The following is an 11,636-nucleotide window of genomic DNA, read 5'->3' as shown; positions in this document are numbered from 1 at the left end:
ATGGGAGGGCCGAGAAGGGCATCGGTGTGCCCGCCTAGGCGGACATTGATGCGCGCGCCGACCCCGGCAGCGGCCGCCTGCGCTACTGTGGCGGGGTCGAAGATGTGTGAAAAGCAGGACCGTGCGCCCGCCGCGATGAGAGCCGACAAAAGATGGGTCCCGTCCCCGGGGCTGCCGGCGCCGGTGTTGTCGGAAAACTCATTGATGACAATGGTGCGTCCATCTCGCATTGCCTCTTGGATCGCACCTTCAGGCGGCAGGCTCGGCACCTTGATCTGGTCCCGTCGCTCCCAAAGGGCGGCGGCGATACGCCGCGCCAGTCGCCGGGCATCATCGGTTCCATTGCGGCGGGCCACGACGACCACCGATGCACCAATGCAAGGCACGTCTACATAGGGAAAGCCGTGCATGACACGCGCGCACGCGACGTCTTCCTGCTTTTCGATCTCGGTGCAGAGGCCGTCGAGCTCGACAAATGCCGGCAAGCTTGTCGGAACGGGTGGGAACAGCATCGGGACCTGTTCGATCGCCGTTTCGAAGTCGGTTCTCGACAACACGATTTCGCAAAGACATCGGGCCGCTTCCACCCCGCGCTCGTACTGGTCGATGTGGGGATTGAGCCGCACCGGGAACAGCGCCGAGCAAAGATCACCCAGGCGCTGACGGATGTTGCCGTGAAGGTCCAGGGTAGCCACGATCGGGATTTTATCGCCGAGACGTTGACGCAGCGCGGCACACAAATCCTCCTCAAGGCTGTCAATGTCCTCCACGACGCCCGCGCCGTGAATTGACAAAAGAAGCGCATCCAGATCCGAAGCCGCGGCCTGCTCGACCAATTCCTCACGCAGCGCGACATAAGACTCGCGCCGGATCGTGCCGGATGGTGTGGCTTCAGCGTAGAGCAACGGGACGGCATCAAAGCCGAGCGCGCCGGTCTCCTCGATCAGACCACCAAGATAGGTGCGCGCACCGTGGCTGAACGAAGAGATCTCAACGCCGCGCAGGACCTGAAAATTAGCAAGCCCTGTCGGGGCAGCAAATGTATTGGTTTCGTGGAAAATCCCGCCGATGCCGACCCGAGCCATGCTGGCCAAACCCTCGTTGCGACCGATCACTGGCGAGTTTGTAAACGAGGTTGATGTACCTCCGGCTGCTGTAGATCAGCGGACGATGCTCGGTTACCGCGCCCGCCAGGGGCCGTAGTGCATACTGCATCCAAATAAATCAAAATAGTCGGTTTGCCAACAGCGTTTCGGCGGGAGCTCGAAAATGACGCCAATGCTTGGAAGAGCCTGGCGATTTCGCGGCAGAAGCCGCCTTTTTTAGAGGAAATCGGGCTTAGCTTCCCGGAAAATGGGCAAGAAAGACCCTTGACAACGTCCAGGCCAGCTCCACAAAGTGTCGCCTGAACGCTGTCGCCACTTTGAGTGGGCCAGCGCGCAGACTCACTCGAAGCAAAAGCAAAAGGGGGAATGCAATGACCAAAAACTGGCAGGGTTACATGGTGCGTGCGCTTCTGGCCGCAACGGTGTTGTGCACCGCGGCCACAGCAAGCGTCGCGGACGACAAGAAGCTGGAGGTGCTGCATTTCTTCACGGCAGGCTCGGAGGCCGCGGCCATCGGCGTTATCAAGGATGCCTTCACTGCCAAGGGTTATGGCTGGGTCGACCTGCCCGCGACGGGAACCGACACGCTCAACCAGGTACTGCGCTCTCGCGTTACGGCCGGCTCGCCGCCTAACGCAGTGCTGATGCACTCAAACGAGGTCAAGCAGTGGGTGGACCAGGGCGCGCTCGTTGATCTGTCGCCAATCGCCACCAAGGGCAACTGGGATGAGGTGATGTCAAAGGGCCTCATTCCCCATCTGAAGCTCAACGGCGCATACTATGGCGTGCCGACCACCGTGGAGCGCACAAACTGGCTTTGGTACAACAAGAAGGTGTTCGACAAGCTCGGTCTCCAGCCGCCGACCACACTCGATGAGTTCCACGCAGTGGCCGACAAGCTCACGGCTGCCGGCGTGATCCCGTTGGCGATCGGCGGCGTCAACTGGCAGGAGGCAACTCTCTTCGAAACGGTGCTGGTGGCTGTCGGTGGCCCCGACTTCTACCGCAAGGCGATCGTGGAGCAGAACGAAGAAGCGCTCAAGAGCGACACCATGATCAAGGTCTTCGATGAATTCCGCAATATGAACAAGTATGTCGACCCGAACTACCCGGGCCGCGACTGGAACATTGCCGCCAAGATGGTGATGACCGGCGAGGCCGGCATGCAGGTCCTTGGTGACTACGTCAAAGGCGAGATGGTGCTGGCAAATCTGAAGCCGAACGCCGACTATGGCTGCGCACCGCCTCCAGGCAATGCCCAGACCTATCTGAGCGTGTCCACCGCGTTTGTCTTTTTCAAAAGCAAGAACGCCTCCGTCGAGGCCGCGCAGGATGCGTTGGCCGAGACCACGTTCGATCCTAAGGTCCAGCTGGGGTTCAACCTGAAGAAGGGAGCCACGCCGGCACGCACCGACGTCGACTCCGCCGCGCTCGATTTTTGCGCGCAGGCTTCTTACAAGGCCCAGGTGGACGCAGCCTCTCACGGCCAGGCATTCCCGGCCATTTCGCATTTCGAGGCGTGGAGCCCGGCCAAGAGCGGCATTTTCATGGACGTGGTTTCGACGTTCTTCGAGCAGCCTTCGATGACCTCGAAGGCTGCAGTCGATCAGCTCGTGAACGGACTGAAGACGATCTCCGAATAATCAACACGCTCCCAAGCGGTCGTGCCGCGGGTGGTCGCCTCACGGGACCAGCCGCGGCATGGCTATCGACCAGGGACAAATCTTCCTCATCGGTTGGCGGCAAAGCGAATGGAAATGCTATCGCTGAAGTCCGAAATCTTGACGGTGCGTCCGTCTCTCGAGACCGGGCGTGTGCGGATTTTCATCGGCAGACACGCGTCCCAGATCGCCCTCGCGCCTTCGGTCGCGATAGCGTCGATATTCGTCTATGGCTTCATGCTCTGGACGGCCTACATATCGTTCAGCGCTTCAGGGATGTTGCCGGACTATCATTGGGTCGGGCTGCGGCAGTACTACAATTTGTGGTCCAACCCGATCTGGGTGCAATCGGCGAAGAATATCTTCGTTTTCACATTTTTGTACATTCTGCTGACGACCGTGGTCGGTCTGTTTCTTGCTATACTTCTTGACCAGAAAATAAGAGCGGAAGGGGCCTTGCGGCTCATCTACCTCTACCCGATGGCACTTTCATTCGTCGTCACCGGAACGGCGTGGAAGTGGATCCTCAACCCCGGCCTTGGCATAGAACGTGTCTTGCGCAATTGGGGTTGGGAGGATTTTCGGTTTGACTGGTTGGTGAACCCGCGCTTTGCTCTCTACACCGTCGTGCTGGCGGGTGTCTGGCAGGCCTCCGGCTTCGTCATGGCTCTGTTCCTTGCCGGGTTGCGCGGTATAGACGAGGATTTGATGAAAGCCGCGCGACTTGATGGGGCAGGTGGCCCCTCGATCTATCGGCGCATAATCATCCCGCTTCTTGGCCCAACCTTCGTGACCGTTGCTGTGGTGCTGGTCCAGCAGGCGCTGCGGACCTTCGACCTTGTCGTCGCCCTCACCAACGGTGGGCCCGCCAACAGCACACAGGTGCCGGCGACCTTCATGTACAAGCAGACTTTCGAACGCTCTCAGCTAGGCGTCGGGGCGGCGAGTGCCGTGATGATCTTCATGACAATCCTGGCGATCGTCGTGCCCTATCTCTATACCTCAACCAGGAATGCCTCCGATGAGCACGCATGAAGTGGTGCTGGGGACCGGCCTTGCGCACAGGGTCACCCGCGTCATCATCTACGGCGCGCTTCTGTTCATGGCCGCCATCTATGTCTTTCCGCTTCTTGTCGTGGTGCTGACTTCGCTGAAGTCGCTGGAAGAATTGCGCGCCGGCACAATCATCGACTTTCCCACCGCCCCGACGATGCAGCCATGGTACCAGGCCATGTTCACCGCCTGCATAGGAACAAGTTGCAACGGACTGGCACCATATTTCGTGAACTCGGTGATGATGGTGGTGCCGGCTGTGCTGCTGTCGACCCCGATCGGCGCGGTCAACGGCTTCGCCCTCACCCATTTCAAGTTCCCGGGCCACAATTGGGTCTTCGCGTTTCTCTTGTTTGGTGTCTTCATTCCGCTGCAGATCGTGCTCATCCCATTGGCCTATGTGATGGGTTCGCTTGGCATCGCCAACAGCGTCGTGGGTCTGATCCTGGTCCATGTGATCTATGGCATTGCCTTCACAACGTTGTTCTTTCGCAACTTCTTCGTCACCGTGCCGCACGAGATCGTCGATGCAGCCCGCATGGATGGCGCCAGGTTCCTGCAGATTTTTCGTCGCATCGTGCTTCCCATCGCCATCCCAACGGTGGTGGTGTCGGTCATCTGGCAATTCACCCACATCTGGAACGACTATCTTTTGGCCACCACCTACACCTCCGGTCTGACGTCGCCTGTAACCGTTGGGCTTTACAACATGGTGGCGTCAACCACCGGAACGAAAGAATACAACGTCAACATGGCCGCGGTGTTCTTGACCGCTCTGCCAACCCTTTTGGTGTACGTCTTTGCCGGCCGTTATTTCCTGCGCGGTCTGGTCGCCGGATCCGTCAAGGGTTGAGCCGGGCCTGACCATCCGAGAAAGACCATCGTGAACTTGAAGCCACCGGACACCAGATCTGCTTGCCGTGAGAAATGTCGTGACTGCAATTTTTGATTTTATCATTGTCGGTGCGGGATCGGCAGGTTGTGTGCTGGCAAACCGATTGAGCGCCGATCCGGCAGTCAAGGTGCTGCTGCTGGAAGCCGGACCCAGGGACTGGAATCCCCTGATCCGAATACCGATTGGCGTGAACTATACGGTGGGCGGCCATTTGGATTGGCGGCTGACGAGCGAGCCGGAGCCAGGCGTCGACAATCGGCGCATCAAACTTCCACGCGGGAAGGTCCTCGGCGGATCGTCGGCGATCAACGGCATGATCTTTGTCCGGGGACATGCCGAGGACTTCAACGAGTGGCAGCGGGCAGGCGCGACGGGCTGGGACTGGAATGGTGTCTTGCCTTACTTCAAACGCATGGAGACCTGGCAGGGGCCGGCCTCCCAGGATCGTGGCTCATTTGGGCCGATAACCGTCAGCTACGGCAACTACCGCACGCCTTTGTTCGAAGCCTTCCTCGAGGCCGGGCGGCAGATGGGCATGCCCGTTGTCGAGGACTACAACACCGGAAACCACGAGGGCTTCGACTGGGTCCAGTACAACATCGACAAAAAGCGCGGCGTTCGCTGTTCGGCCGCGCAAGGCTATTTGCGGCCGATCCGCCACCGCAAGAACCTGACGGTGGCAACGAATGCCCATGTCACTGGCCTCCTCTTGCAAGGGCCGCGCTGTACTGGTGTGCGCTACACCATCAAGGGCGTCGAGCACTCGGCTGCCGCCGCCGAGACGATACTGTCTGCCGGTGCCTATATGTCTCCCCAGCTCCTGATGCTGGCGGGAATCGGCCCCGCCGAACAATTGCGCGCTGCCGGCGTCGATCCGATCCTGGACCTTCCGGGCGTGGGCGAGAACCTTCAGGACCACTGCGGCAGTCTTGCACAGTTCGCCTGCACCAAGCCCCTGACCTACTACTCGTTGAAGCATCCTGTCCGTGGCCTCAAGGCGGCGGCCGAATATGCTTTCAGGCGCACGGGCCCGATAGCCGTCTTCCCGATGTCGGTTCAGGCGTTCCTGCGCAGCAACCCTGCCGAGGAGCGACCAAACCTGCAGGTCCAATTCTATCCCGTGAGCCGCGACCTGAAATCTCCCAAGGGCGAGATCGCGACATTCAATGCCTACACGCTGCAGTTTGGCATTATGCGGCCGAAGTCGCGGGGCCGGCTCCTGCTGCAATCAAGCGACCCCTTCATCGCGCCTCGGATCCAGCACAACCTTCTTACCGATCCGGCTGACATCCGGGTCCTGACCGAAGGTCTGCGGCTGGCGCGTGAAATCAATGCCCAGAAAGCATTCCGCGACTTCACGGGTGAAGAGCTTGACCCGGGCCTGCACGTCCAGTCCGACCGCGATATCCAGGCCTATAATCGCCGCAACCTGTTGAACGAATATCATCCATCCGGCACCTGCAGGATGGGAACCGACGACATGGCGGTCGTCGATCCCGAATTGCGCGTGCGCGGCATAGCGGGCCTGAGAGTGGCGGATGCCTCGGTGATGCCTGTGGTGACCTCGGGAAATACCAACGCTCCCGCGATGATGATTGGGGAAAAGGCCGCGGCAATGCTTATAGGCGAGGATTAACTGCATGCGATCTGCGCCGGGACCGGCCGGCTGAAAAAAACCTGACGCAGTAAGCCGAAAAGGCTTCAAGACTTTGGAATAGAAGGAAGATCGCGGCCGGAACAGCTGCGTTCGATGCTCGTTTGCGCCGCGTATGAACAAACCACCTGCATACAACGCAAGGTTTGAGGATTGGACCCATGGATGAAATTCGAGACCAGATCGAGGACCTTCAAAGGGAGACGGAGAGGCTTGCTTTCTCAGCGTTCAGCCAGGCCGATGCGCTGGGCATCGGCAAGACGTTGCTCAGGCTGGCGGAGGACAAAGCGCTGCGCGTCGCGGTCGGCGTCGACCTCGGCGAACAGGTGATCTTCCGTGCCGCGCTGCCTGGCACCAGTGCTGACTATCAGCATTGGATTGAAAGGAAATTCGCCGCGGTAAGACGTTTTGCCAAGGCTTCGATGCAGCTTGAGTTGCAAACGAGGCTTGAGCCCAACTTCGCCGCCGAACGCGCGCTCGATCCCAGCCGCTACGTGCTGTGCGGAGGCGCGGTGCCGATCTGCGTGGGGAGCGCCATGGTCGGTGCTATCGGCTGCGCGGGCCTCGCCTCTATCGATGACCACCGGCTCGTCATTCGTGCCATCGAGACCTATCGAAAGGCCATTGACGGAAGCTGAGCAGAACTGCATACTGCATGCAATACAAGTTGCGACTAGGCAAGATGGAAAGGAATGGGATGTATCCGTTCAAGACAAATCCCGAAGACGCCGAATGGATCGAAAAGGCGAGAGGCCTCAAGGCGGTCTTTGCCCAACGCGCCAGGCAGGTCGACGAGGCTGGCGGCTGGCCGCAGGAGAACTGGCGAGACATCATCGACGGCGGCTTCCTGAAGCTTGGCGTGCCGAGGGAATATGGCGGGTATGCCGACGAGGATGCCGGCTTCAGCAATGTGTGCCACGCCGTGGTCGAGATCTTCGCCTCGGCCTGCGGAAGCACCGGCTGGATCATCCAGAACCAGTATCACTGCTTAGGGCTGGTCGCGGCGCTCGGCAATGAGGAGCAGAAGCGCCGGATCCTGGCCGATGTGGCCAAGAACGGAGTGGGCGTGGCCTCGGTCGGCAGTGAGGTCCAGCCGGGCCGCTCCCAGGTGGTGCCCCACAAGGACGGCAAGATCTCCTTCGCTTCGGATTTGACGCCCACCGAGGGCGGTTTCCTCGCGAACGGCTTCAAGGGATTCACCAGCGGCGGTGCGGCGTCGAAATATCTTCTGTTTTGGGCATTGGCGCCCGGGACAGATGATCCCGATGTTGGTGCGAGCGTCTTCGTGATCGAGTTGCCCAATCCGGGCGTCGAGTTCGTGTCCGGTTGGGAAGAGGCCATCGGCATCCGCGCATCGCTGTCGGGGGGGGCCAAGTTCACCAACGTCTTCATTCCGTGGAAGAACGTCCTTGGCGAGCCGGGTGATTTCAACCAGAGCCACCCCTACACCTTCGAGCTTGCCTACGCGGCTCATTCGCTCGGTTCGGCGCAGGGCATCTATGAGGAAGTGCGCGATGCGGTCGCGGCGAGAGCGTTCCTGCAGCAAGACGACACCAATATGTACTCGCTCGGCGAGATGGCCTCCGCGATAGCCGCTACGCGTTCGCAATTGTGGTACGCGCAACATCTCTATGACCAGAAGATCTGGGGCGAGGCCTCCCACGCCACTCTCATGGGCTTGCATATGGCCAAGACGACAGTGGGTCTGGTTTCGACCAAGGCTTTCGAAATCGTCGGCACGAGGGCGGTGTTCCGGTGGAGCTCCATCCCGCGGCTGATGCGCGATGCACGCGTGGCCACGCTTCATACGCGTGAAAGCATGATCATGAAGACCGTCGCCAAGACGGAACTGTCGCGGGACTATCACCCGAAGGCGAAATACGGTCGTCGGCTGCCCGAGAGCGAACGCAAGACCTGGGCCGATCTGGGCTTCCATTTCAACCGGGATGCAGCATGACGGGCGGCACCGCCAAGGCTGATAGCCCGCTGGCCGTACTGCCCTTCGACCGGGCGGAATTCAGGAGACGGGTCAGCCGTGTTCTTACGGAGATGGTCGATCGCGGCGCCGACCTGTTGCTTGTCGATCAGATCGACAGCCTGGCGTACCTGACAGGCTACGCCCACTCCGGTGTTCGCTACCAGGGTGCGCTGATCTCACCCTTGGGTGATGTGACGCTGCTGATCCGCTCGGCCGATCAGTTCGGGGCCCAGCGGCAGGCCACGGTGGACGCGTTTGTCACCTTTGACGATCACGAGGACGAAGTCGCGCTCTTGGGGGGGCTCATCCGCGACAGCGGCACGAAAACGCTGGCCATCGAGACGGACAGCCATTTCCTGACCATCGAGCGATATGAGCGGGTCCAGGCAGTAAATCCCGGACTGAAATTCATCGACTTCGGAAAGGTGATCTGGGAACATCGCTTGATCAAGTCGCCGGCCGAGATCGAGGCGTTGCGCCGCGCCTGCGCGATAGCTGACGCCGCGATCCAGGCCGGAACCGACGCAATCGCCGTGGGCCGATCAGAACGCGAACCTGCCATCGCAACATACCGCAAGGCTATCAGCCTGGGAGCCGACAATGGTCGTGTCGCCGTGTTCGGATACGGCAGCACAGTCGCCAATATGCACGGTCGGCTGGGCGAGCGGATCATGCAGGCGGGCGAGCTCTATTTCATTGAGGCTGTCCCGCAGGTCTATGGCTATTCGGGGCGCATTGCCCGGCCTATGGCGGTTGGACACGTCTCTGATCGTCAAGGGGCGATTGCGCAGCGGGTTGTCGAGATCCAGGACGAGTTCATCGCCGCCATGGTTCCCGGCGCCATTTCGGGCGAGATTGACCGCGTCGCCCGCGAGACCATGCTTCGCGAAGGCCTGAAGAAGACCTACCCACAGGTTTCGGCCTACACGCTCGGCTATCACGCCGCGCCCCGCACGTCCGATCATACCCGCATCTTCATGCCCAACGAGACCTGGGCACTCGAGCCGAATATGGTTTTCCACGTCATCCACTATTGCGAGGGCATGCCCTTCAGCGAAACGGTTCTGGTCACGCAAAACGGGCCGCTGCGTCTCACTCAGACCGCCAGGGAGATTGCCGTCAGATGAGCCAAATCGGACAGCGCGTTCTGGTCGTCGGCGGTTCCAGCGGAATGGGCGAGGCTGGCGTTCGCGCTCTTGCCGCCTGCGGCGCGCGCGTCGTCATGGCCGACAGGAAAAAAGCGCCGGACGATCTGGGCGCTGAGCGTATTCTCGAAATCGACATTGGCGACGACGCGCGTATTTCCTCCGTGGTGAGCGAGGCCGGCGAAATCCTCGGCGGCCTGGATGCTGTCTGGAACAATGCCGGTGTTTGCCATGTCGGCACGCTCGAAAGCATGGAATTGGACGCCTTCGATCTCAGCTTCGCGCTGAACGTTCGCGCTAATGCTGTGCTGGCACGCGCGGCGCTTCCGATGCTGCGTCGGGCTGGAGGCGGCAGCTTGCTTTTCACGGCATCGGCAGCATCGGTCATGGTGGCCACGGGTTCGTTGCCATACATCGTTTCGAAGTCGGCATTGCTGACGATGACCCGGCAACTCGCGCTGGAATATGCCCGCGACAACATCCGGGTGAACGCTCTTTGCCCCGGTTGGGTGGACACGCCCTTCAACGCCCCAGCCTGGGAGATGTTTGGCGGGCGGGAATCTTTCCTCCAGAAGGTGCCGGAGCTTGTCCCTTTGCATCGTATGGGGACCGTCGAGGAATTCGGCGCCATCGTTCGCTTCATTCTCTCGGCCGATGCACGCTTCATGACCGGCCAGGCTGTCGTGGTCGATGGCGGGGAGTCGTTAATAAAGGGCCCGACCCGCTGATGGGTGGATGGCAGGGCGCACATACGGGAACAGCAATGAGCGATATCGTCATCACCAACGCCACCCTGCTCGATCCACGGGACGCAACGTTGCGTTCAGGCCAGCAGATACGGATCGAGGGCCAGAAGATTGTCGAGGTTGCCGGCTCGGTCGGCATGCCCCAGGGAGCGACCAGAATCGATGCCGGAGGTCGTGTCGTGATGCCCGGCCTTATCGATGCACATGTCCACGCGATGGCCTATGTCAACAACCAGGTGACGTTGGCCAACACCGCACCCTATCTCGTCGCGGCGCACGCCTCGAAGATCCTTGCCGACTACCTGCGACGGGGCTTTACCACCGTGCGCGATTCCGGCGGCGCGGATGCGGCACTTGCCGATGCTACACGCTTGAATCTATTTCCTGGCCCGCGGCTTTTCGTGCCAGGGCTGGCGCTGGCGGTCACCGGCGGATTGGGGGATTTCCGGGTTCGGACCGAACATGATCAAGGCTGCCCGCATTGTCGCAGTACGCGCAACATCAGCCGTGTCGTGGATGGCGTGGATGCAGTCCGCCGGGCAGTGCGCGAGGAGATCGCGGCCGGTGCTCATCAGATCAAGTTGATGGCCGGGGGAGGCAACTCCGGGAAATCCTCAATTTACTCGCCGCATTTCTCACTGGAAGAACAACGGGTCGCCGTGCAGGAGGCGGCCGATTTCGGCACATATGTGATGGCGCACTGCTATGGCGTTGATGTTATCCGCCGCGCGCTCGAGGCTGGGGTACGCACTATCGAGCACGCGAACCTAATAGACGAGGATACCGCGCGCCTGGTGGCCGACAAAAACGCCTACGTCGTGCCCACACTATCTACCTTCGAGGCCAGCATCTTCTACGCCGACCAACTGGGCACGCCCGCACATATCGTCGAACAGGTCAAGATGATGCTGCGCCGTGGCGTCGAAGCAGTAAAGATCTGCCGCGACGCCGGCGTCAAACTGGGATTTGGTACCGACCTGGAAGGCGTCATGCATCATTATCAACTGCATGAGTTCAAGATCCGCTCCGCGGTCGAAACGCCCGCCCAGACCTTGCATTCGGCCACAATCGTCAATGCCGAGATCGTGCGGCACGAGGGCAAGCTCGGAGAACTTATCCCGGGCGCCTTCGCCGACATCCTGATCGTCGACGGCAATCCGCTCGAAGACATTGGCGTCTTCCAGGAGGACGGCAGCGGCATCCGTGTCACGATCAAGGACGGCTACCTCCACAAACGTGAAATCTGAGCGGCCAACGGCGCTCATCGCGGTCGACCTGGCGGAGAACCACATCATGGGGGAACCGCCCAAGACACATGTCTCCTCCTCCCTCTTCGGCGCCCATGTCTATTCCCGATGAAGCGAGGCTGCGCCTTCAACGCGGCCCGGTGATGATTGT

General features: G+C 60.5%; 10 protein-coding genes. 9 read left to right on the top strand and 1 reads right to left on the bottom strand.

Translation table 11 applies throughout. The features are described from left to right. A partial coding sequence (locus EOA33_RS11015) for a M81 family metallopeptidase (protein WP_145989109.1) occupies positions 1-1,085 on the bottom strand: 1,085 nt, incomplete at its 3' end. A gap of 338 nt (positions 1,086-1,423) precedes the next feature. On the opposite strand from EOA33_RS11015, the gene EOA33_RS11010 reads away from it, so the two are divergent. From EOA33_RS11010 to EOA33_RS10970, 9 genes are all read left to right on the top strand, one after another. Further along, positions 1,424-2,749, top strand: coding sequence for an ABC transporter substrate-binding protein (locus EOA33_RS11010; RefSeq protein ID WP_127405634.1), 1,326 nt, complete (start codon positions 1,424-1,426; stop codon positions 2,747-2,749). Between the two features lie 108 nt (positions 2,750-2,857). Continuing rightward, complete coding sequence (locus tag EOA33_RS11005; protein ID WP_127405633.1) at positions 2,858-3,802, top strand: sugar ABC transporter permease; 945 nt, start codon at positions 2,858-2,860, stop codon at positions 3,800-3,802. Then, positions 3,789-4,673, top strand: a complete 885-nt coding sequence (locus EOA33_RS11000) for a carbohydrate ABC transporter permease (protein ID WP_127405632.1) — start codon at positions 3,789-3,791, stop codon at positions 4,671-4,673. The genes EOA33_RS11005 and EOA33_RS11000 overlap by 14 nt, the downstream gene beginning before the upstream one ends. Before the next feature lie 79 nt (positions 4,674-4,752). Then, complete coding sequence (locus EOA33_RS10995) at positions 4,753-6,351, top strand: GMC family oxidoreductase N-terminal domain-containing protein (RefSeq protein ID WP_127405631.1); 1,599 nt, start codon at positions 4,753-4,755, stop codon at positions 6,349-6,351. 179 nt (positions 6,352-6,530) lie between these two features. Beyond that, positions 6,531-7,007 (top strand): heme-binding protein, encoded by a 477-nt coding sequence (locus EOA33_RS10990; RefSeq protein WP_127405630.1) that lies wholly within the window; start codon positions 6,531-6,533, stop codon positions 7,005-7,007. 59 nt (positions 7,008-7,066) lie between these two features. Then, the gene (locus EOA33_RS10985) at positions 7,067-8,326 is read left to right on the top strand and encodes an acyl-CoA dehydrogenase family protein (protein WP_190234254.1); all 1,260 of its coding nucleotides are present in this window, start codon (positions 7,067-7,069) and stop codon (positions 8,324-8,326) included. Further along, entirely contained in the window at positions 8,323-9,474 is a 1,152-nt protein-coding gene (locus EOA33_RS10980; RefSeq protein WP_127405628.1) for a Xaa-Pro peptidase family protein, read from the top strand. The genes EOA33_RS10985 and EOA33_RS10980 overlap by 4 nt, the downstream gene beginning before the upstream one ends. Beyond that, positions 9,471-10,220 carry an SDR family oxidoreductase gene (locus tag EOA33_RS10975; protein ID WP_150828636.1) on the top strand — a complete coding sequence of 250 codons (750 nt, stop codon included), beginning with the start codon at positions 9,471-9,473 and terminating at the stop codon, positions 10,218-10,220. The genes EOA33_RS10980 and EOA33_RS10975 overlap by 4 nt, the downstream gene beginning before the upstream one ends. 35 nt (positions 10,221-10,255) lie before the next feature. Continuing rightward, positions 10,256-11,485, top strand: coding sequence for an amidohydrolase family protein (locus tag EOA33_RS10970; RefSeq protein ID WP_190234252.1), 1,230 nt, complete (start codon positions 10,256-10,258; stop codon positions 11,483-11,485). The last annotated feature ends 151 nt before the right edge of the window (positions 11,486-11,636 follow it).

The sequence above is a fragment of the Mesorhizobium sp. M4A.F.Ca.ET.050.02.1.1 genome (assembly GCF_003997725.1).
Classification (GTDB): Bacteria; Pseudomonadota; Alphaproteobacteria; order Rhizobiales; family Rhizobiaceae; genus Mesorhizobium.
The sequence above is the reverse complement of the archived record's forward strand: the minus strand, read 5'-3'. Positions and strand labels throughout refer to the sequence as shown.